General features: G+C 55.4%; 20 protein-coding genes. 12 read left to right on the top strand and 8 right to left on the bottom strand.

Translation table 11 applies throughout. The features are described from left to right. Positions 1 to 5 precede the first annotated feature (5 nt). The 3 genes from ACR3E2_RS20420 to ACR3E2_RS20410 form a co-directional block, all read right to left on the bottom strand. The gene (locus ACR3E2_RS20420) at positions 6 to 707 is read right to left on the bottom strand and encodes a response regulator transcription factor (RefSeq protein WP_480483716.1); all 702 of its coding nucleotides are present in this window, start codon (positions 705 to 707) and stop codon (positions 6 to 8) included. Further along, the gene (locus tag ACR3E2_RS20415) at positions 707 to 2,602 is read right to left on the bottom strand and encodes a PAS-domain containing protein (RefSeq protein ID WP_480487482.1); all 1,896 of its coding nucleotides are present in this window, start codon (positions 2,600 to 2,602) and stop codon (positions 707 to 709) included. The genes ACR3E2_RS20420 and ACR3E2_RS20415 overlap by 1 nt, the downstream gene beginning before the upstream one ends. A gap of 201 nt (positions 2,603 to 2,803) precedes the next feature. After that, entirely contained in the window at positions 2,804 to 4,342 is a 1,539-nt protein-coding gene (locus ACR3E2_RS20410; RefSeq protein ID WP_480483715.1) for an alkaline phosphatase family protein, read from the bottom strand. Between the two features lie 257 nt (positions 4,343 to 4,599). On the opposite strand from ACR3E2_RS20410, the gene ACR3E2_RS20405 reads away from it, so the two are divergent. From ACR3E2_RS20405 to ACR3E2_RS20390, 4 genes are read left to right on the top strand one after another with little or no spacing between them, the layout of a single operon-like run. Beyond that, positions 4,600 to 5,724, top strand: a complete 1,125-nt coding sequence (locus tag ACR3E2_RS20405) for an ABC transporter permease (protein WP_480483714.1) — start codon at positions 4,600 to 4,602, stop codon at positions 5,722 to 5,724. A 1-nt stretch (position 5,725) separates the two neighbouring features. After that, the gene (locus tag ACR3E2_RS20400; RefSeq protein WP_480483713.1) at positions 5,726 to 6,541 is read left to right on the top strand and encodes an ABC transporter ATP-binding protein; all 816 of its coding nucleotides are present in this window, start codon (positions 5,726 to 5,728) and stop codon (positions 6,539 to 6,541) included. 5 nt (positions 6,542 to 6,546) lie between these two features. Continuing rightward, positions 6,547 to 7,863, top strand: a complete 1,317-nt coding sequence (locus ACR3E2_RS20395; protein WP_480483712.1) for an MlaD family protein — start codon at positions 6,547 to 6,549, stop codon at positions 7,861 to 7,863. Then, positions 7,860 to 8,516 carry an ABC-type transport auxiliary lipoprotein family protein gene (locus ACR3E2_RS20390; RefSeq protein ID WP_480483711.1) on the top strand — a complete coding sequence of 219 codons (657 nt, stop codon included), beginning with the start codon at positions 7,860 to 7,862 and terminating at the stop codon, positions 8,514 to 8,516. Before ACR3E2_RS20395 ends, ACR3E2_RS20390 begins: the two co-directional genes overlap by 4 nt. A gap of 85 nt (positions 8,517 to 8,601) precedes the next feature. On the opposite strand, the gene ACR3E2_RS20385 is transcribed toward ACR3E2_RS20390, so the two are convergent. Further along, the gene (locus ACR3E2_RS20385) at positions 8,602 to 10,182 is read right to left on the bottom strand and encodes an FMN-binding glutamate synthase family protein (RefSeq protein ID WP_480483710.1); all 1,581 of its coding nucleotides are present in this window, start codon (positions 10,180 to 10,182) and stop codon (positions 8,602 to 8,604) included. A gap of 251 nt (positions 10,183 to 10,433) precedes the next feature. On the opposite strand from ACR3E2_RS20385, the gene ACR3E2_RS20380 reads away from it, so the two are divergent. Together ACR3E2_RS20380 and crcB are read left to right on the top strand one after the other, a co-directional pair. Further along, the gene (locus tag ACR3E2_RS20380; RefSeq protein ID WP_480483709.1) at positions 10,434 to 10,802 is read left to right on the top strand and encodes a fluoride efflux transporter FluC; all 369 of its coding nucleotides are present in this window, start codon (positions 10,434 to 10,436) and stop codon (positions 10,800 to 10,802) included. Continuing rightward, complete coding sequence (gene crcB / locus ACR3E2_RS20375; protein ID WP_480483708.1) at positions 10,799 to 11,161, top strand: fluoride efflux transporter CrcB; 363 nt, start codon at positions 10,799 to 10,801, stop codon at positions 11,159 to 11,161. Before ACR3E2_RS20380 ends, crcB begins: the two co-directional genes overlap by 4 nt. 200 nt (positions 11,162 to 11,361) lie before the next feature. On the opposite strand, the gene ACR3E2_RS20370 is transcribed toward crcB, so the two are convergent. After that, positions 11,362 to 11,979: a TetR/AcrR family transcriptional regulator gene (locus ACR3E2_RS20370; protein ID WP_480483707.1), complete on the bottom strand. Its 618-nt coding sequence runs from the start codon at positions 11,977 to 11,979 to the stop codon at positions 11,362 to 11,364. Between the two features lie 145 nt (positions 11,980 to 12,124). On the opposite strand from ACR3E2_RS20370, the gene ACR3E2_RS20365 reads away from it, so the two are divergent. From ACR3E2_RS20365 to mtnA, 5 genes are all read left to right on the top strand, one after another. Continuing rightward, the gene (locus tag ACR3E2_RS20365; RefSeq protein WP_480483706.1) at positions 12,125 to 13,054 is read left to right on the top strand and encodes an AEC family transporter; all 930 of its coding nucleotides are present in this window, start codon (positions 12,125 to 12,127) and stop codon (positions 13,052 to 13,054) included. A 102-nt stretch (positions 13,055 to 13,156) separates the two neighbouring features. Beyond that, positions 13,157 to 13,990: an S-formylglutathione hydrolase gene (gene fghA, locus ACR3E2_RS20360; RefSeq protein WP_480483705.1), complete on the top strand. Its 834-nt coding sequence runs from the start codon at positions 13,157 to 13,159 to the stop codon at positions 13,988 to 13,990. Positions 13,991 to 13,993: 3 nt separating this feature from the next. Beyond that, positions 13,994 to 15,451, top strand: a complete 1,458-nt coding sequence (gene sthA, locus ACR3E2_RS20355) for a Si-specific NAD(P)(+) transhydrogenase (RefSeq protein WP_480483704.1) — start codon at positions 13,994 to 13,996, stop codon at positions 15,449 to 15,451. Then, positions 15,448 to 15,903, top strand: a complete 456-nt coding sequence (locus ACR3E2_RS20350) for a YaiI/YqxD family protein (protein WP_480483703.1) — start codon at positions 15,448 to 15,450, stop codon at positions 15,901 to 15,903. The genes sthA and ACR3E2_RS20350 overlap by 4 nt, the downstream gene beginning before the upstream one ends. Before the next feature lie 122 nt (positions 15,904 to 16,025). Beyond that, positions 16,026 to 17,120 (top strand): S-methyl-5-thioribose-1-phosphate isomerase, encoded by a 1,095-nt coding sequence (gene mtnA / locus ACR3E2_RS20345; RefSeq protein ID WP_480483702.1) that lies wholly within the window; start codon positions 16,026 to 16,028, stop codon positions 17,118 to 17,120. Positions 17,121 to 17,182: 62 nt separating this feature from the next. On the opposite strand, the gene ACR3E2_RS20340 is transcribed toward mtnA, so the two are convergent. After that, positions 17,183 to 18,418 (bottom strand): MFS transporter, encoded by a 1,236-nt coding sequence (locus tag ACR3E2_RS20340; RefSeq protein WP_480483701.1) that lies wholly within the window; start codon positions 18,416 to 18,418, stop codon positions 17,183 to 17,185. A gap of 149 nt (positions 18,419 to 18,567) precedes the next feature. Between ACR3E2_RS20340 and zapE the strand changes: the two genes are divergently transcribed. Continuing rightward, positions 18,568 to 19,626 carry a cell division protein ZapE gene (gene zapE / locus ACR3E2_RS20335; protein ID WP_480483700.1) on the top strand — a complete coding sequence of 353 codons (1,059 nt, stop codon included), beginning with the start codon at positions 18,568 to 18,570 and terminating at the stop codon, positions 19,624 to 19,626. Positions 19,627 to 19,686: 60 nt separating this feature from the next. On the opposite strand, the gene ACR3E2_RS20330 is transcribed toward zapE, so the two are convergent. Together ACR3E2_RS20330 and accD are read right to left on the bottom strand one after the other, a co-directional pair. After that, on the bottom strand, positions 19,687 to 20,961 hold the full coding sequence (locus ACR3E2_RS20330; RefSeq protein WP_480483699.1) for a bifunctional folylpolyglutamate synthase/dihydrofolate synthase: 1,275 nt from the start codon (positions 20,959 to 20,961) through the stop codon (positions 19,687 to 19,689). Beyond that, positions 20,958 to 21,890, bottom strand: a complete 933-nt coding sequence (accD, locus tag ACR3E2_RS20325; RefSeq protein WP_209597255.1) for an acetyl-CoA carboxylase, carboxyltransferase subunit beta — start codon at positions 21,888 to 21,890, stop codon at positions 20,958 to 20,960. The genes ACR3E2_RS20330 and accD overlap by 4 nt, the downstream gene beginning before the upstream one ends. Positions 21,891 to 21,923: the final 33 nt, after the last annotated feature.

The following is a 21,923-nucleotide window of genomic DNA, read 5'->3' as shown; positions in this document are numbered from 1 at the left end:
CGTCGCTATTTCCAGTCGACATCCCCTAAAAAAATATACCCGGCACCGTAAATCGTTTTGATCAGGCGCGGATTCTTTGGGTCTTCTCCAAGTTTCGTACGCAACCTGGAGATTCTGACATCCATAGCACGATCAAAACTGTCGCCGGCCGCACCGCCCAAGGACTCCTGCATCTGCCCCCTGCTGATCAGCCGCTTGGGGCTTTCCAGAAACAGACGCAAAACCTCGCCTTCTGCATGGCTGAAAGGTGTTTCAGCCCCTGACCCGTCTTCCAGAACATACCGATCAAAATGCGCAATCCAGCCGTTGAATTCCGCCCTGTCCGATTGTGATGTCCGACCGCGCGGCGCGCGCAACCTGGCCCGTACCCGGGCTACGACCTCGGTGGGGTCAAACGGCTTGGTAATATAGTCATCTGCGCCAAGCTCCAGCCCTGTCACACGGTCCTGAACCTGCGCCCGGCCGGAAATAATGATCACTGCTGCACCCTGTTCCAGCGCCAAGCGATGAACAAGCGCCAGCCCGTCGGTATCTGGTAAGGACAGGTCCACAAGGCAGACATCAGGGGTTACTCGATTAAGGGATGCTTCAAACTCTCTGGCACGGGAAAAACTCTGCGTTCTGAAACCGGCATCCTCCAGCGCATCCGTCAGAATGCGCCGAATTTCGGGTTCGTCGTCGAGAATGGTCACCATTGGTTGCGACATCAGGCGGCCTCGGCTTGGATGAGAGCGGACAATTGGGCCTGTGAGAACGGTTTACGCAAAACAGGTGCCAAAGCAAGGGCCCGTTGATGCAGCGGATCTGAATTTGGCAGAGATGTCATAAGGATAAGCGGCAACCCCGGTTTCAACTGTTCAAGGATATCCAAGCCTGTACCGTGTCCTTCCAAACGGATATCGGACAAGACCAGCGAAATGTCCTTCACACTTGATATCAAGGCTAGTGCTTCATCAACTGAATTTGCTTCAATGACGGTAAAGCCCAAATCCACCAGCATGTCCCGAAACTGCCCGCGCAGGTCTTCGCTGTCTTCAACCAACAGTACCAATCCGTCCTGCGCCGGAGGAGCGGGCCGAAAAGGCAAACGCATGACAACTGAGGCCCCAGATGGCGTATTTCTTAGATTCAGATCGCCACCAGCAAGCTTGACCGTATCATAAACCATCGGCAGCCCCAGACCCGAACCGTCGCTCCCTTTTGTTGTGAAAAACGGGTTCAGCGCTTTTTCAAGCGCCTCGGGTGAAAACCCCGGCCCAGTGTCGGAAACCGTGACTTCGATCCAGATCTCACCAATGGCATGTGCACTGATTGTGATCTGGCCCGTGCTCCCGCAGGCATCCCTGGCATTCAGAACCAAATTCAAAAGCGCATCCTGAACCATACCCGGATCAAGCATCAATGTCTGTTTTGGCAAGGTGTTTACGACGGACAGGCCCACACCGCGAGGCAGCGAGGGCGTCGCCAGAATCCTCAGGTCTTCCAACAATCCCCCGATGTCAGTGGCCTGCGGTTGCGGCGTTCGGTTTCCAGTCATGTCGGCGATCCGGTTCAACAGCTGCCCGCCCCGGCGCGCCGTTTGTTGAGTTGCGGCCACAAGTTCCTGCGCGCCATCCGGCAAATCCATCTTGTCGAGGCGGGACTGCATCCCAAGGATGATAGTGAGCAGATTGGAGAAGTCATGGGCAAGCCCGCTGGTCATCTGGGCAGCCATCGCCCGGCGGCGGGTTTGCTGTAATGCAACGCGTGCCTGTGTCTCTTCGGTGATGTCCACCGACATCACGTACACACCCCCTGCCCCATCTGGCGTAAACGAAACCCGAATACGGCGGGAATCCTGATCTTCAGTGAACTCAAAGACCGACGGCTCTCCGCTATAGGCCTTAAGCAAATGGGCCTGAACCCGTTCAAAGGCGGCCGTGCCTAACGCTTCAGAAATATGAAGTCCCAGAATATCGGACGGACGCCCGGGCATGACGGCGCTCAGGCGGCGGTTCGAGTAATCGTAACGGCCGTCGCTGTCCAAATGCGCGATATGAGCCGGCATCATCTCGGTCACCATACGAGTACGCGCTTCGATTTCGGTCAGTTCCCGCTTGGCCTCTTCAAGCGCCGCGATCGTGGCCGCAAGTTTGCGGTTGGTTGCGGACAGTTCTTCCGCGTGGCTCAGCAACTGTTCCGACAGTTCCTCTGACCGCGCCCGCAACAGGTTTTCCGCCCGCCGCGTGCCGGTAATATCCGTGTAGACCGCGACCCACCCGCCTTGGGGCAGCGGCGCGCCTTCAATTGAAACAACCTGCCCATTGGGGCGCACGCGCTCCATGTAGTGGGGCTCAAACGCCAAGGCTTGCTGGACACGCAGATTGACCATTTCCTCGACACTTTCATCGTCGCCATACTCACCGCGGCTGGCAAGAAAGTGGATCGTGTCGCGAAACAGAGCGCCCCTTTGAACCAGCTCATCCGGCAAACCGAACATTTCCTGGAAGCGGCGATTGCTGAGCACCAGTTGCAACTTGCTGTCATAAATGGAAAGCGCCTGACCGATCAGGTTCAGCCCGGCGGTCGTCATCGCCTTGATACGCTTTTCGGTTATGTTCAAGTTGGTCTTCTCCACGGCTCATGCGTAGCATCAGAAATCACGCGCGGGTAGTGGAATTGAGAGGAGGCGTTTCGGACTCTGCCTTCGTTCAAGTGCTTTTGCCAATCCGCGAATGCGCAAAGAGAAATACGTCGACACACCTGCCCGTGACCGAGTGCCCGGTATAGTTAGAATAGATGAACGTTGACAAAAAACCGCGTTCTAAGATGTGTATCTGGGGCGGGATTTTGCACCCTCAGATGTGATCGAATGCAAGGACAATGTGTGGTCCATATTTTTCATCCGGTGGCGCAACATCTGTCGGCTTAACCGTGCGAGGTCCGTTGCAAAATCTGGATTCTCCGCGACGTTCTCGAATTCGCCCTTACCTTGGTGGTCGAACAGGATCGGGGGCAGATCGGCAGCGAACTCGACCAGTGTGAACCGTTCATCCCGCAATATTCCCAAACACGAGTCGCTGTTACCGGTCCCCAAGTCTTGCTGCCACAGCGTAGGGTTTTCAGGTTCTGAAAAATCAAGTTCACTGAAAGAATAGTCGCGCCAATCGTCTGGGATATTACCCCGCAACAATGGCAGCAAGGACCGACCATCCATAGCGTTCGGAACAGCCTGACCAATCCAGTCCAGTATGGTCGGAGTGACATCCACGGACTCGGTTGGAACGGTGATCTTGCTTCCCGCCATAGCTTCATTCCCGGGCAAACGGATCATCAGCGGTGTGTGATACGCTGCGTCGTAGACCGTCATTTTGCCCCAGCTGTGTCGATCCCCCAGCATTTCACCATGATCGGCGGTGATAACCAGCAATGTATCGTCGTATTGCCCGCTGTCCTTCAGGTACTGGACAACACGACCGATGTGGTGATCAACCTCGGTCGCCAGACCCAGATATATAGCACGCAAGGTGCGAATGTTTTCGTCCGTAGGTTCAACGTCATCGAAACCGTGAACGAATTTTTTCGCGCTAAAGGTATCCAGCTTTGGTCCAAAGAACGGGTGCACTGCTTTTTCTGCTGCTGCGCTTGGCAAGCAGTGCGGCAGAGGGATATCCGCCGGGTCATACATGTCATTGTACGGGGCCGGTGCGACCAAGGGCGGATGCGGGCGGATATAGGTCAAATGGGCGAACCAACCCTTTCCACGATGCGGCGCGATCCCATCAAGAAAGGCATCTGTCAGAAAAGCTGTATCGCTGTCTTCCGCCCGATACAGCGCGGGATCATTCAGCCGCGGGTGTCCACCGTCGGGCGAAACGGGCTTGTAGACATCCCAGTACTTTTCGAACTGGTACCCCTTTTTCATCAGATGCGCTTGCCAAGGATATGATTCTTCAAGGCGCATTTCGACAACTTCAACAAACCCGGTCATCGACTGTTCGTAAGACTTGAGGTCAGGGTCATTGGGATCATGGACGCGCGGGTCGGCGGAGGTATCTGTGTACCCAAACAACATTGGCAAGTAACCAGCTTTGCGCATCTCCGTGGCGATGTTTGGGGTATCGTGCCGTAACGGCGTTCCGTTTCTTACCGACCGATGATTCATCGCATATTGACCGGTCAGAATCGATGCGCGCGAGGGACCACAGGGATTGGTGACCGAAAAATGGCGGGTTAAGGTCACGGCCTCATCCATAAAAGCCCGCAAATTCGGAAGGTTCACATGGTCTGCCAAGGCCCCGGACAGGCAATCCGCTCTAAGTTGGTCGATGATTACAAACAAGACGTTCTTGGTCTGATGCATACCGACTTCTCCGATTCCGCGCCGTAACAAACAACGCGGAATGTGTATTGCTTCCCGCCATAGCGCAACCGATTTGTCGGTCAGGCAAAGGCGTGCTATCCCGACAAAGTTGTTGTGCGACAACCTCTGGCATGCACCTGTTCAGCATAGCTCCAATGCGACGGTCGGCGTGACGTCAAGGCCATCCAGCGCGGCAAAAAGAAGTCCAATGGCACAAAGCCATTGCGGTCACTGAATGTTTCACTTCACATGACCTCATGACGCAGCCTTCGATAATCTCAGAACACGATTCCAGCGGTACTCGTGTACGCATATCCGGAGAGCTGCTCACGCAATCGCTGCAAACCGTTGAACAAGGTTTTGCCTCTGTCCGCCCAACCGGAGACAGGCTTGTTCTCGATCTGTCCGAGGTCGAAGCCCTGGATACCGGCGGTGCCTGGCTGATCGCGGACCTTGGCAAACGCTTCACGTCACAAGGTGCAACACTTGAATTTCAAGGTGTGAAACCGGCACATGCCACTCTGATAGATACTGTAACCCGCAGCATACCCGACGAACCCGGTGAACTTGATAAACCGCGAAGTCTGTTGGATTTGATCGCACAGATGGGTCACATCACCGTAGGTGCCTGGCGGGATACGCTTTCCATCCTCGAATTTCTGGGTCTGACACTGCATCGGCTGTTTCGTACCATTGTCATGCCATGGCGACTTCGCAAGGCAGCGCTGGTCACACACATGGAAGAGACCGGGTTCAAGGCACTGCCAATCGTGGCCCTTATGGGGTTTCTGATCGGTGTCGTACTAGCATTTCAGGGCGCGACCCAACTGAAGCAATTTGGAGCTGAGATATTCGTGGTCGAGCTGATCTCGATCTCGGTTCTGCGTGAATTGGGCATATTGCTGACGGCTATAATCGTTGCCGGGCGCTCGGGTTCTGCATTCACTGCGTCAATCGGCTCGATGAAAGTGCAGGAAGAAATCGACGCAATGCGAACGCTGGGTCTGGACCCGATCGAAGTTCTGGTCATTCCGCGCGTTCTGGCCTTGTTGATCATGCTACCCATATTGGGTTTTGTCGCCGATATGGCAGGCCTGTTTGGCGGTGCCTTGATGAGCTGGATCGACCTGGGTGTAAGCCCCGGAATGTTTCTTACCCGTTTGAAGGAAAACACCGACGTCTGGCAATTGGCAGTCGGTCTTATCAAAGCTCCGTTCTTTGCGCTCGTCATCGGCGTTATCGCCTGCTGGCAGGCAATGCAGGTCAAGGGGTCCGCCCAAAGTGTCGGTCAACGTACGACAGCATCAGTTGTTCAATCCATTTTCATGGTGATCGCAATCGACGCTTTGTTTTCGATCTTCTTCTCAGAGATCGGGATATGACATGACCGGGGATACACCACAGCCATCAGCTGCCGCGACTAAAGGTCGTGAGGCTGTCATTCGTGTACGCGGGCTCCGAACTCAGTTCGGTACCCAGGTGGTACACGAAAACCTGAATCTTGATGTCTGGAAGGGAGAAGTTCTGGGAATCGTTGGCGGGTCGGGCACCGGTAAATCCGTATTACTCAGAACTATCGTAGGGCTGAACAAACCCGCCGCCGGAGAAATCGAGGTGCTGGGCGTCGATGTTCTGAATGGTCCGGAAGATGATCGTCGCAGAATCGAACGCCACTGGGGCGTTGCTTTTCAGGACGGGGCACTGTTTTCGTCGCTGACCGTGCTCCAAAATGTGATGGCTCCTTTGCGGGAACACACAGGTCTCAGCGAAAAACTGATGGAGTCTCTGGGTGCATTGAAGATCAGCCTCGTGGGTCTGCCGCAGCTGAGTTGCGGCAAGTTTCCGTCAGAACTGTCGGGTGGCATGCGCAAACGCGCCGCGCTAGCACGAGCGCTTGCCCTTGACCCCGAGATCGTTTTTCTGGACGAACCGACCGCAGGATTGGACCCGATTGGCGCAGCCGCGTATGATGAGCTGATCGGCGAGTTGCAGCAGGCACTTGGGTTGACTGTTTTCATGGTCACCCATGATCTGGACAGTCTATACGCGATCTGCGACCGCGTTGCAGTGCTTGCAGAAAAGCGTGTGCTGGTTGAAGGTCCGATTGAGGATATGACCAAGGTCGACCATCCTTGGGTACAGGAATACTTCACAGGCCCCCGCGCCCGCGCGGCGCAACAGAAGGGGCAAAACAGGTAAAGGCAATGGAAACCCGGGCGAACTATATTCTGATCGGCGCGTTTACCCTTGCGGGGTTGTTGGGCGCATTCGGCTTTTTCCTGTGGCTCGCCAAGTTTGAGATCACGCGCCAATACGCTTATTACGATGTACTATTTGACAATGTCGCAGGTCTGTCGGCAGCCGGCGGCGTGAACTTCAACGGCCTGCCGGTCGGGCAGGTCGTTTCCTTGCAACTGGATGAAAATGATCCGTCAAAGGTTCGGGTGCGGATCGAAGTGGACGCAGACATTCCGATAACCAATGAGACAATCGCGCAGCTTCAGTCACTTGGCGTGACCGGTGTTGGCTATGTTGAACTGACCGGCGGATCGGCTAACGCTGAACGATTGCCACAAAAGAGTGTTATCAAGAGCAAACGCAGCGCAATTCAATCCCTGTTCGAAGGCGCGCCAAAAGTTCTGGATGAAGCCGTGACACTTTTGGAAAACCTGAACAAAGTCGTCGATGATAAAAACCGGGAAGCTGTGAGCGGTATTCTGGACAATCTTGCTTCGGCTACGGGTAAACTGGACAAGACACTGACAAGTTTTGAATCCGTCGCAAATGACATCGGCAGCGCTGCGCAGGATATTGGCGCGTTTTCAAAGCGGCTGGACCCACTGATCGAAACTGCGCAAACAACGCTCAAGACCGGCACGGAAACATTGGAAGCCGTCAAAACGGCATCCGGGTCCGCCAAAACGGCGCTGGACGAAGCTAAAACAACCCTTCAGACGGCGGACCGCATTTTGCAGCAGGACGTGAAGCCTTTCATCGAGCGAGGCTCGCAACTGGCTGAACGATTGACCGTTTTGTCTGATGAAGGCAGCGTTACCCTTGGAATTGTGAACGAAACCGTGATGAACGCCAATTCGACGCTTGGTTCGATTACTACGACGATGGAGTCCGCCAAGGGGGCGCTGGCTTCGGCAGAATCCGCTTTTGACTCTGCAAATCGTGTCATGGAGGAAGACGTGGCACCTGTTGCGGAAGATGTCCGGAAGGCGGCCAATCAGGTGACTGAAACCGTCGCGGGCATAACGGAAAAGATCGACCAGATCTCGGACGACGTCCTGAGCGCGTCAAATTCCGCGTCCGAATTGCTGGGAACCATCGACGGCATTGTTCAGAGCAACCGCCGACAAGTGTCAGACTTCCTGCGGGTCGGGTTGCCTCAGTTTGTTCGTTTCATCGAAGAATCCCAGCGTCTTGTTATCAGTCTGGATCGCCTCGTAGACAAAGTTGAACGCGATCCGGCACGTTTCCTTCTGGGCACCCAAGCATCGGAGTTCCGTCAATGATCAAGCCTGCACTTGCAATGTTGATGGTCGCGTTGTTTGGCGGCTGCGCTGGTCTGGGCACGTTGCAACAAGCGGCGAAACCAAATGATTTGTATCTGCTGACCCCAAAAAGCACGTTTTCCTCCGCACTGCCCAGGATTGAAAAGCAGATCGTCGTTCAGGAACCCACGGCAACTGCCGCAGTGAACACGGACCAGATTGCCATTCAGCCCACCTCGTTGCAGGTTCAATATTTGCCCCGCGCCCGCTGGGTGGATCGCGCGCCCTTGATCGTTCAAACCTTGTTGGTTGAAAGCTTTGAGAACTCGGGCAAAGTCGCAGCTGTTGGACGCTCAACCGTTGGCCTGCGGGCCGATTATGTAATAGCCCCGGACCTTCGAGAGTTTCAGGGGGTCGTGATCGAAAATACCGAGAACGGAGCCAATATTCGCGTCGAAGTTCGTATTAACATCAAGGTGATCGACGAATACGAAGATAAAATCGTTGCATCCAGCTCCTTCCAGGAAAACGTCGTGGCGGCAAGCGATCAGACGCCGGATCTGATCAACGCGTTTGACCTGGCGTTGGGGCGCGCGATGAGAGATTCTGTTGAATGGAGCATTCGCAAGATCAATACCCACGTGGCAAACAACCCGCGATCCATTCCCAGATAACGAAAGTTGCATAAGACGGCGGAAAAAGCGGGCAACTACGGCCGCGCTTTCACATGCCCAATCATCGCGCTACCCAATGTGGTTTTCAGAATTGTGCGGCCGAAGCTCGGTTCCAATCATCTGCAAATTCTTCGGGAATGTCGTCCTTTAACAAGGCACCGTCCTCCAGATAAATATAAAGCTCGGCATAGGTACGCTCATGCTCGTCCGCAGTTCGGCGCAGGATATCACGGGGATGTAACTCGGACGCTTTTTCCTTGCCCATCGCGCCCAAAAGCTCGCGGAAACTTTCCAGTGTGGCATCGTGATAGCGATGAACACGCCGGCGTTTCTGCGGCACGTTCACAGCGCGCCCGCGGATGGGATCTTGTGTAGCCACCCCTGACGGACAACGGTTTGTGTTGCAATGCAATGCCTGGATGCAACCCACCGCAAACATCATCGCGCGCGCCGAGTTGCACATGTCGGCACCAAGCGCCAACTTCTCGACCATGTCATAACCGGTCGCCACTTTTCCGGAACAGATGATCCGGATCTTGTCACGCACTCCGACACCGCGCAAACAGTTGCTGACAAAGATCAAGGCTTCGTTCAGGGGCATACCCAACCGGTTGGTGAATTCCACCGGGGCTGCGCCCGTGCCCCCTTCTGCCCCGTCAATTGTGATGAAATCCGGCAAGATACCCGTTTCAAGCATTGCTTTACAGATCGCCATGAATTCGGACGGCCTGCCGATGCACAGCTTGAACCCGACAGGTTTGCCGCCTGACATTTCTCGCAGGTGCTGGACAAAATGCATCAAACCTGTGGGCCCATCGAAGGTACTGTGGGTGGGCGGAGAAATCACATCCTGATGTTCGGGCACTCCCCGTATCTCGGCAATCTCGGCATCGACTTTGGCAGCAGGCAGAACACCGCCATGGGCGGGCTTTGCACCTTGAGACAGCTTGATCTCAATAGCCTTGACCACGTCCCTTCCTGCCTTTTCGGCAAACTTGTCCTTGTCAAATCCACCAGCAGGGGTCCGGCACCCGAAGTAACCCGTCCCGATTTGCCAGATGATGTCCCCGCCTTCGGCCAGATGATGCGGTGACAGCCCACCCTCTCCGGTGTTATGCGCGAACCCCCCATCCTTGGCTCCTCCGTTCAGCGCGCGGATGGCATTGGCGCTGAGCGCGCCAAAGCTCATGGCAGACACATTAAGGCGTGAGGCGCTGTAGGGTTGCGTACATTGCGGACCCCCCAGCACTATGCGTTCTTCACTTTTGTCTACATGTTTGGGGGCTAGTGAGTGGTTGGCGCGATGATACCCGGTTTCCGTAATGTCGTATTGCGTGCCGAACGCCTGTGTGTCCACCTGCCCCTTGGCCCGAGAATAAACCAGCCCTCGGACAATCCTGTTGAAAGGCCGTCCGCTTTCGTTGGTTTCCACAAAATATTGGCGAATTTCCGGGCTTACAAATTCCAGCATGTACCGGAAATGCCCAAGAACCGGGTAATTGTTCAGGACGTTATGCCTGGTCGTCAGAACATCATAAAGACCGATGATCGCGTACGGCACCAAAATGATCAGAAGCCAAAGCGCATGAGACCAGAAGAACCCAAGGATCAGAACCACCGGCAGACAGACACAGCTCAGAAAAAAGAAAATTCTGCGTACAATCATGTTCCATACTCCTTGTGTTATTATCGGGCTGATGAGCCATGCTGTCAGAACTCAACGTGAAACAGATTGAAATTTTATTTCAAGTGCCCGCGGAAAAATGTCTGCTGAGGGACGCAAACGTGAAATCATGTTACGAACCTCCCAACTGTTGAACCCGGTGCAACCGGCGGATAAATCACGCTTAACGGACGACAAAGGGCCGATCCTTGGCAAACACACAATCCCACCTCTGGCGTGACCGAAAAAGCGTGATGTTTCTGTCCGTCTTCGCAGGCGGTGCGCTTGGGTCGTTGTTGCGTGAGGCGTTTGCACTAGAGATCCCAGGCCTAAGCTTTCTCACCTCGACTTTTGGCATCAACGTAGTCGCCTGTTTTGTTCTGGGCTCGCTATATTCCGTGCGCCATAAGGTGCACGCGCATGTTCTGCATCTTGGCGCCGTCGGGTTTTGCGGTGGATTGTCGACCTTTTCGTCTTTTGTTGCAGATCTTGAACGAATAGCCGACGGCGGCCTATGGGTAACGTCCCTGGCAATCGGGCTTGAAGTTTCATTTGGCCTTGCTGCCGCGCTGTTTGGTGAAAGACTTGGACGGCATTTTCATTCCGAAAAGACGCCGTCATGAGCGAAGTGTATCTTCATTCCATGTTCGCGTTGGGCGGAGGTCTGGGGGCTGTGATGCGCCATTGGCTGGCGCTGAAGATTCGGCACGACTTGCCACTAGCAACCTTGCTCGTAAATGTGTTGGGTAGCTTGCTGCTGGGGATCTGGGTTGGGTTTTTAGGAGGTCCAGTAGACATTCCAGAGGACCAAAAACGCCTTGTTTTCGGGTTTTGCGGTGGTTTTACAACATTCTCCAGCTTTGCCTACCAATCGCTCGAACTTCACCGCGAGCGCACATTGCTTTTGGCAGCAGGCAATATTCTGATCAGCCTTGCTCTGTGCTGGTTTTCTTTCTGGCTTGGCCTGTTGCTAACGAGCTAAAGTGCATCAAGCTGGGCAACAAGTTTGAACGCTGACCTGCTTTTCTTTCCGGCCAATGTTGGGTCCCAAGCCACGCCAATAGTTCGACAAATAAAGAGTTTGAAAAGACTTATCGCAGTAAGCTGAACTGCATCGAGTGTTCTGGTGTGTGAGCAATGGCCTGTGTCCCTGATCCGGATATGGGCCATTTCTTTCTTGGATCAGACCCCATACCGGGCAAGAAACATGTCCACGGCTTGTGTCGCTACTTCAGCGATTTCTTCTTTGCTGAATGAATTCTGAATTCCAAATGCAGCCCGGGTCCAGATCCGTACTTTGCAAAGCTCGGAAAACTGCTCAGCCGCTATTTGGACATTTTCAACTGCTAACTCACCTTTAGCCACGGCTTTTTCAAGGTATTCTGCCATTTGACGCTGGCCGTTTTGCGGCCCCGCTTCGTAAAATGCGCGGCCAAGTTCCGGAAACCGGTCTCGTTCGGCAACACAAATGCGGAAAACCTGCTGCGCGAAATCTGAAACCAGAAACGCCGTCAACTGTGTGGCCGCGATCATCAAAACTTCTCGTGCGGGTTTGGTCTCGTCGATCATCGCGACGACCCGTTCGGCCATAAGACAGCATTCCGTTTGTGCAACTTCCATGAACAAAAGGCGCTTGTCCGGAAAATAGCTGTACAAGGTTGCTTTTGACACTCCAGCCGCGCGGGCAATGTCATCCACGCTTGCGCCCTCGAATCCGTCCGCCATGAAAACCTCTCGGGCCCCGCGCAAAACCTGATCAAACTTTCGGCCTGTGCGCAGGATAGTGGCGGTCTGGGTCATGTCATCTCCTCGATCAATACCTGTCACAGTTTATAAACCGTTCGGTTCAGGTACAAGGATTCTCGTATCCCCCTTAACTCTGACCTCGCCCAATTTGGGGTGTTGAGCTCTTGCGACGGTTCTAAACCGTGCTAGGACTTGGCCCATGGCCGATATCTTTTTGCGTACACTGCCCTTTTTTGCAATCATCGGCCTTGGCTTTTGGGCTGGGCGCACACGGTTCTTTACGGCCGAAGCAACCGCATATCTGACCAAGTTCGTCTTCTTCTTCGCGCTGTCGGCAATGTTGTTTCGATTTGCAGCGACCCTGCCCTTTGCAGAGATTTTCAACGCAAGACTGATCTTCGGTTATCTCGTAGGAACCGCTGCTGTTTATGGCATAGCAACTTGCATAGCGTGGATACGCGGCCTTGACGTGCCTACTTCGGCGGTTGAGGCACAATGCGCTGCTATTGGGAACGTTGGCTTTCTTGGCCTGCCAATGCTCGCGCTGCTGTTCACCGAAGCCGCTATTGGCCCGGTCATGCTGGTCCTGACCGTAGATTTGGTTGTATTCTCGTCTCTGATCGTGATCCTGATCAACGGTGGGCGTGACGGAAGGCTGACGCCAGCCACTTTCAAACTGATTGGAATGGGTCTGCTCAAGAACCCGATGATTGTCTCGATCTCTGCCGGGCTCGTCTGGTCATCCCTGCAAATCCCGGTTCCCGATCCGCTGAACAACTTTCTGACCATCCTCGGTGGTGCCGCAACCCCCGGAGCGCTTTTTGCAATCGGTGCGTCCCTTGCTGGCAAATCCGCGGAAAGATTTCAGATCGCAGCCTGGTTGAGTTTCTGCAAACTAGTGCTCCACCCGCTTTTCGTAGCAATCGCCCTGATCTGGCTGATCCCGATCGAAACATTCCCGGCAAGCGTTGCAATTGCAGCAGCAGCTCTGCCCGTAGCAGGAAATGTCTATATGCTGGCCGCGCATTACGGCATTGCCCCACAGCGCGCCTCGGCTGCTATTTTACTGTCGACGCTCGTCAGCATTGTCACCATACCACTTGTTATTGCGGCTCTAGGTACCCCCTGACCTTCACCCTTTCAAAAATACTCACTCCAAAGGCACTCGGACTTTACGCCGGGTCCGTGGATCGTTAGCCATGTTGCGACTCTAGAATAAGGACGATGCCTAATGGAAACCCTTTCGGAAAATGCCTGTTTCGGCGGAGTGCAAGGCGTGTATCGCCATGCTTCGTCGACATGCCAATGCGACATGACGTTTGGCCTTTTTCTTCCGGCCGAGGCGAAAGATGGCCCGGTTCCGATCTTGTGGTATCTGTCTGGTCTGACCTGCACCCATGAAAACGCGATGACAAAAGCCGGCGCACAAGCTTGGGCTGCGGAACAAGGCATTGCAGTGGTATTTCCCGACACTTCGCCACGCGGTAAAAGTGTTGCGGATCATGACGACTACGATTTGGGTCAGGGCGCTGGGTTCTACGTGAACGCCACGCAGGAGCCCTGGGCACCGCATTTCCGGATGTGGGACTACATTGCCGACGAATTGCCTACCCTGCTGTTCGAAAGCTTTGCCATCGATAGCGAACGTCAGGCCATTACGGGTCATTCCATGGGCGGGCATGGTGCATTGACGTTGGCCATGAACCTTCCAGGACGGTACCGCTCGGTTTCGGCCTTCGCACCCATCGCGAACCCGACGGGCGCTGACTGGGGGCGCAAACAGCTGGGCGCGTATCTGGGGGATGATGAATCCCTTTGGGCCAAACACGATGCTTCCCTGTTGATGAAAGAAACCGGTTTCGACGGCCCCATCCTGATCGATACGGGCACCAATGATCAGTTCATGGACCTGCTGCGCCCAGAAGCGCTTGCCCAAGCCATCGCTGAGCGTCGCCAGCAAGCAACCTTCCGCCTCCAGCCGGGGTATGACCATTCGTATTTCTTCGTATCTACCTTCATGGAAGATCACATCGTTTTCCACGCCGAAGCGCTGTACGGAGACTGAGATATGAGCAAATACGACTATGATCTGGTCATCATCGGGTCCGGGCCTTCGGGGCGTTCTGCGGCCATTCAGGCTGGCAAGCTCAAGCGACGGGTTCTGGTGATTGACCGAAAAGACCGTTTTGGTGGGGTGTCCGTTCACACCGGAACTATCCCATCCAAGACATTGCGCGAAACGGTTCTGAACCTGTCGGGCTGGCGCGAGCGCAGCTTTTATGGCCGTTCCTATCGGGTCAAGGACCAGATCCGCGCCGAAGATCTGAAAGCCCGCCTGCACATGACCCTCGATCACGAGGTCGATGTGTTGGAACATCAGTTCAACCGGAACCACGTCGATACTCTGGACGGTTTAGCCAAGTTCGTCGGGCCACATGAAGTGGAAGTCGCCACCGATGCCGGAGAGACCACACGTGTAACGGCCGCCAAGTTTTTGATTGCGACAGGAACCAAGACCTACCGCCCCGATTATGTTCCGTTTAACGGCAAGACCGTGGTCGATGGCGACGAGTTTCTGGAAATGGCGGAAATCCCGCGTTCACTGGTTGTTATCGGTGCCGGGGTCATTGGGGTCGAATACGCCACGATGTTCTCGGCACTGGACGTTCGGGTGACGCTGATCGAGCCGCGGGATACGTTTCTGGACTTCATCGATAGCCGCTTGATTCATGATTTCACCCATCAGATCCGCGAAAACGGTGTTGATCTGAGGTTGGGATCGGCTGTCGAAAAGATTGAAGATGCGGGCGAGCATGTGGAAGTGACCCTTGAAAACGGGCGCCACGTGCGGGCGGAAATGCTGCTGTTTGCAGCCGGGCGCATGGGCGCAACATCGAAACTCAATCTGGATTCAGTTGGACTGGAAACCGATCACCGCAATCGGATCAAGGTAGACCGCAAGACATATCAGACCGCGGTTCCGCATATCTATGCGACCGGGGATGTGATCGGTCACCCTTCGCTGGCCTCGACTTCATTACAGCAAGGGCGTGTGGCTGCCTGCCATGCGCTCGAGACACCTACACTGCCGGAAAGCCCGTGGTACCCCTATGGCATCTACTCGGTTCCCGAAATTTCCACCTGCGGCATGTCCGAGGAAGAACTTCAGGAGCGTGGCATTCCCTATGAGGTTGGCGTGGCCCGATTCCGCGAAACCTCGCGCGGGCATATCATGGGTCTGGAACACGGTATGCTGAAGATGCTGTTTTCGCTTAAAACCCGCCGTGTCTTGGGCGTGCAGATTGTGGGCGAAGGTGCGACCGAACTGATCCACATCGCTCAGGCGGTGCTGAACCTGAAGGGCACTGTCGATTACTTCGTTCAAAACACGTTCAACTATCCAACTCTGGCCGAGGCTTACAAGATCGCCGGGCTGGATGCTTTCAACCGGATGCCGATCCCGGACGAATTCAAGGTGCGGAAGAAACCTGCTCAACCAGAGAAAAAAGAGGCCAAAAAGGCGTGACAACGCTGTATGTCGATGGCGATGCCTGCCCTGTAAAGGCCGAGGCCGAACGGGTTGCAACACGACACAAGGTGCCTATGGCGCTGGTGTCGAATGGCGGTCTTCGACCGTCAGCAAACCCGCTTGTACAGGTCATCGTGGTTTCGGAAGGTGCTGATGAAGCGGACAAATGGATTGCAGAACGCTGCGGCGCAGGGGATGTAGTTGTGACCTCCGATATCCCTCTGGCCGCAAAATGCGTCGAAGCGGGTGCCCGAGTTTTGCGCCCCAACGGCGAGGCCTTTACGGCAGCCAACATTGGCCAGCAATTGGCGATACGTGATTTGATGGCTGACCTGCGGGCCGCCAATCCATTGGGGGCTGGAGGCGGCGGCCGACCGTTCAGCAAAGCAGATCGTTCGAGGTTTCTGGATGCGTTAGAGCGGGAACTTCGCGCAGCGACCCGAGGGTAAGTGCAGTCACCGGCAAGCTAAAATGCCAGACGGTAACCAGAAACGCCCGTTTACAAGCCCGCCGAAAGAACGCAGGCTGCGAAAGACTTCTGATCAGGCTATTCGCAAACGGAGACCGAATTATGAAAGTACAGGGTGCTCATTACCGGTCGATTTGGTGGGACAAATCGGCAGGTGAGGTTCGGATTATCGACCAGCGTTGGCTGCCCCATGACTTTCGGGTGGTTGCCCTGAAAACGCTGGATGAATTTGCGACAGCGATCCGCGACATGTGGGTCAGGGGTGCGCCACTGATTGGTGCAACAGCCGCGTTTGGAATTGCCGAACAGATGTCCCGTGACAGCTCTAACGCTTCGTTCGACGCCGCGTATGACGTATTGCACGCGACCCGCCCAACGGCAATAAACCTGCGATGGGCCTTGGACAGATGCCGCGACTCGCTGATGCCACTTGCCCCAAGTGATCGTGCTGAACGGGCCTGGGCACTCGCACAGGAGGTTGCAGACGAAGATGTTGAGATCAATGCCTCGATAGGTCGCCATGGGCTGCAACTGATCAAAGAAATTGCAGCCCGAAAGCCCGCAGGTGAACCGGTGCGGCTATTGACGCATTGCAATGCCGGTTGGCTGGCAACGGTGGATTGGGGAACGGCGACAAGCCCGATGTATCACGCGCATGACGCGGGCATTCCGCTTCATGTCTGGGTGGATGAGACCCGACCACGAAATCAGGGGGCGCTGACATCCTGGGAACTTGGCGAACACGGCATTCCCCATCGTTACATCGTGGACAATGCAGGCGGTCACCTGATGCAACATGGTTTGGTTGACGCCGTCATCACCGGTACAGACCGGACCACGGCACAAGGCGACGTCTGCAATAAAATCGGCACCTACCTGAAGGCCTTGGCGGCGCGGGACAACGGGGTTCCGTTTTATGTCGCCCTGCCCTCGCCCACGATTGACTGGACGGTTCGGGATGGAGTGTCGGAAATCCCAATCGAAGAACGCGATAAAAAAGAAGTGACCCATGTCATGGGCGTGGATGGACAGGGGGATATTGCCGATGTTCGCGTCACCCCGAACGGGACGAAAGGTGGCAATCCTGCCTTTGATGTCACACCCAACCGGCTGGTGACGGGGCTTATCACCGAACGCGGCGTCTGTGCCGCCTCGGCCGAAGGCCTTGCAGGATTGTTTCCGGATCGAGTCGGCTAGATTAACACCCCACACGGCGTTACCGCTGGCACGCGCACGTAGGTCGAGCGCGAAACGTCACGTCAGGCGGGGACTGCCAGACGGTTCTCTCGGATAGGTAGATGAACGATGGCGCTGAAGGCCCCTATTGCCACACCGATCCACCAGACCAGGGCATAGTCACCATACTGGTCATACATACGCCCCCCCAGCCAGACGCCCAGGAAGCTGCCAACCTGATGGCTGAAGAAGATTATGCCATAGAGTGTTCCCATGTAACGCAAACCATAGAGGTGCGCGACAAGACCCGACGTGAGCGGAACGGTGGCCAACCAAAGCGATCCCATCACCAGCGAGAATGTAATGACGGACAGCGGCGTTATCGGGAAAACGATGAACAATGCCGCAGCAAGTGTCCGACCGGCATAGACCGAGGCCAGCAGGTATTTCTTAGGGAAATGATTACCTGCCCAACCCGCCAATAGAGTCCCGGCGATATTGGCCAAACCAATCAGTGAAATCGATACCGCGCCAAGTGCGGACGTGGATGTGATGCCGATGGAATACAGCACGCTGCCGGGTTCGATCGGGCCGCACATTTCGGTTACGAATGCCGGAAAATGAGCGGTGATAAATCCAAGCTGGTAACCGCAGCTGAAAAACCCAATAAATATCAAAGCATAAGAAGGATCTCGGAACGCCTTCCCCAGAATTTCTCCCATGCTTTCTTGCAACTCTGCCTTTGAAGCTGGTTGAGGCGCCCGCATGAAAGGCAAGGTCAATACAAGCGCAAGAATGGCAGCGGCAAACACGACGAAGACTTGTTGCCAGGGCAAGAATGACAGCAACCACTCAGCCGTCGGCGCGCCCAGAACCTGCCCGAAACTGCCCGCAGCAGTAACGATGGCCAGCGACATGGACCGGTTTTTATCAGAGGACGCGCGACCGACCACAGCCAAAACCACACCGAACCCGGTGCCAGCAATGCCAAACCCAACCAGCCACGCATAAACCTGATGCTCGAGCGGTGTGACGGACCAAGCCGACAGAACCAGACCAGCAGCATAGGTCAAGGCGCCGAGGATAATGGCCTTTCGGTCTCCTACTTTCTCAGCGATAGCTGCAAAGATCGGTTGACCGATGCCCCAAGCCAGATTCTGGATTGCAATCGCCAATGAGAAATCCGTGCGCAGCCAGCCAAATTCACTGGCGATCGGAATCTGAAACACGCCGAAAGACGCGCGCACGGCAAAGCTGACTGTGATGATGATGCATCCAACGATCAGGATCGGGTTCAACATGCGGGTGGATTGCGGCATAGAGACCTCGGGTAGCTTGGTCCGACGGACCGTACTGGATTTACGGGTTGCGTCAATTCAACAGATTTGCGGTCACGGATAAGCAAATTTGATACGTCAGGGAAAAGGCTTCTTTTCAACGGGCTGGGTCATGGGTAAGGCTCTGGGTCATGACGGATCTGATTTCGCACTACGAAGCCCGCGTCGAGGATGGAACTCTGACGCGTGACGACGCTCAAGAAGCCGTGTTGCCCCAGTTTGAGCGCATCCGTGCGGCACTGGCCGAGCCGGTTAAACGAGGGTTTTTCCGCAAGGCTCCGCCTCCGCCTAAAGGCCTATACCTGTGGGGTGGCGTCGGACGTGGAAAATCGATGCTGATGGACATGTTCGTCGACACGCTGGGTGAAGTCCCCGCACGGCGCGTTCACTTTCATGCCTTCATGCAGGAAATCCATGCCGGAATGCACAAGGCCCGGAAAGAGAACGTCGAAGATGCTCTGGCACCCGTGGCAAAGGAGGTGGTGAAATCCGTCCGCCTGCTGGCCTTCGACGAGATGCAGATCACTGACATTACGGATGCGATGATCGTCGGCCGTTTGTTTGACCTGCTGCATGAAGGTGGCGTTGTTGTCGTGACCACGTCGAACAGGCATCCGGACGCGCTGTATAAGGATGGGTTGAACCGGCAATTGTTCCTGCCTTTTATTGCCCATATCAAAGACCAGTTGCAGGTATGGGAACTGGTATCGCCCACGGATTACCGTCAGAACAGATTAGAGGGGGCTCCGGTCTATTTTGCACCCATCGGACCAGAAGCGCGGCAGAAATTACGGGATGTCTGGAAAGATCTTGCAGGCGGACCTGCCGATCCGTTGATATTGCAGGTCAAAGGACGCGCCGTCGAACTGCCCGCATTTCGCAACGGGGTTGCACGGGCTTCGTTTTATGACCTGTGTGGCCGGATGCTGGGACCGGCGGACTATCTGGCTATTGCAGAAGCAATTAAAGTGTTGGTGCTTGAGGATATCCCCCGTTTGTCGAGAAATAACTTCAATGAAGCCAAGCGCTTTGTCATCCTGATAGATGCGCTCTACGAGGCAAAAGTTCGGTTGATCTGCTCGGCTGCGGCGGAACCCGAGATGTTGTATGTCGAAGGAGAAGGCACCTTTGAGTTTGAGCGTACTGCATCGCGCCTGCGGGAAATGCAGGACCAGAACTGGGGGAAGTAGGGGCTCTGCCCCCGTCGCGCTGCGCGCGCCTCCCCCGGAGTATTTGCGAAAAGATGAAGCTTAACCGTTTTCGCGCAGGATGTTTCCGGCAAGATAAAGGGAGCCGCAGATCAGGACACGCGCCTGTGGGTCTTTGTCCGTGATTGTCTTCAACGCTTCCGAAACACTTGCAGCGACTGAAGAAGGCAGGCCAACTTTGGTGGCAGCGGCGGCGGTTTCTTCGGCGCTGAGCGTGGCCGCCTCGCCCGGTATGGAGACGGCGGTCAGGCTTGCAACCTGTCTTGACAGTGGCGCGAGGTACCCAGTCACGTCTTTCGTGTTGAGCATACCGCAGATTATGTGCGTAGGGCGTTGCGGCATCTTTGCCAGCACATCGGCAAGCGCGATGCCTGCGGCCGCGTTATGCCCTCCATCCAGCCACAGTTCGACCTGGGGGGCTTGCTCGGTCAGCGGGCCGGTTTTGAGACGTTGCATACGCGCGGGCCAATTGGCATTGGACACGGCAGCCTCGTAGGCAGTGTCACCCATTGAAAGATGACGCAGAACCGCCAAGGCAGCACCGGCATTTTGGAACTGATGTGCACCCAGCAGGTTGGGGAGCGGCAGATCACGCAACCCGGTTTCGTCCTGATAGATCAAGCACCCGTTTTCTTCATGAACGTGCCAATGCTGGCCATGTATAAGCAGCGGTGCGCCCAACCGGGCGGCTGTGTACTCGATCACCTCCAGTGCCTCGTCTTCCTGCGGGCCGACGATGCATGGCACACCGGGTTTGATAATTCCCGCCTTTTCGGCGGCAATCTTTCCCAAAGTGTCGCCCAGATACTGTTCATGATCGATTGAAACAGGCGTAATGACTGTCACCGCCGGTTCATCAATCACATTTGTTGCGTCCAGCCGTCCGCCGAGACCGACTTCAAGCAGAGTGTAATCTGCTTTGCAGCGAGAGAAGGCCAGCAAGGCAGCGCAGGTTGTGATCTCGAAATACGTGATGTTTTCGCCGCCATTCGCCGCGTAGCACTCATCCAGAACCGCAGTCAGGTCGGGTTCTGAAATCAGTTCGCCCGCCAACCGGATACGTTCGTGAAATCGCGCCAGATGGGGCGAGGTGTAGGCATGAACGGAACGCCCTGCCCCTTCCAAGCCCGCCCGGATCATGGCCTGGGTCGAGCCTTTGCCATTGGTCCCGGCAATATGGATAACCGGTGGCAGCTTGAGCTGCGGATTGTCCAAGGCGGCCAGCAATCGCCAGACGCGATCCAAGGTCAAATCAATGATCTTGGGGTGTAGCGCCATCATCCGGTCGAGGATGGCGTCAGATGTCTTGGTGTTCATTTTTTCCCGGTCTCTTCGGCCTGCGCGACCTTGGCCGTTTCATCCGGTGTCGGTGCTGGCAGGTCACCTTTGATCGCCGGCGGTTGGTTCATCAGCATCCGGGTGATGGTGATCAGTTCGTCACGCATCTCGGTACGTTTGGTGACACGGTCCAGCATCCCGTGATCCAGCAGGTACTCGGCCCTCTGGAAGCCGTCGGGCAGCTTTTCGCGAATCGTCTGCTCGATAACTCGGGGACCGGCAAAGCAGATCAGAGCGTTCGGTTCCGAGATGTGGACATCACCCAACATCGCATATGACGCCGTCACACCACCGGTGGTAGGATGGGTCAGCACAACGATATAGGGCAGATTTGCTTCTTTCAGCATTTCGACGGCCACGGTTGTGCGCGGCATTTGCATCAGGCTGAGTATACCTTCCTGCATCCGCGCTCCACCCGCTGCCGAGAACAGGATCAGTGGGCGCTTTAGCTTAACCGCTTCTTGAGCGGCTGCGATGATCGCGTTGCCCACATACATGCCCATTGATCCGCCCATGAAGGAGAAATCCTGCGCTGCTGCAACGATAGGCGTGCGTCCGATTTCGCCTTTGGCAACCAGCATCGCCTCTTTTTCGCCGGTCTTTTTCTGCGCCGCTCGCATACGCTCGGGGTATTTCTTCTGGTCGCGGAAATGCAAGGGATCTTCTTTTGGCGCTGGCACTGCAACCTCAGTGAAAATTCCGCCGTCGAACAGGTGATTAAACCGCTCGCGTGGGGTAATCGCCATGTGATGGTCACATTGGGTACAGACGTTCTGATTTTCCGCTAGTTCACGATGAAACAGCATCGTTCCGCACTCGTCACATTTCTGCCAGAGGTTTTCGGGCACTTCGCGGCGAGAGAAGATCGAGTTGATCCGGGGGCGGACGTAGTTTGTGATCCAGTTCATGTCGGAACCTTGGCTTGTGCGGTGTTGACGTCA

The sequence above is a fragment of the Ruegeria sp. AL7 genome, from assembly GCF_056536105.1.
Note: the sequence above shows the minus strand (reverse complement) of the source record. Positions and strands in the feature narration are given on the sequence as shown.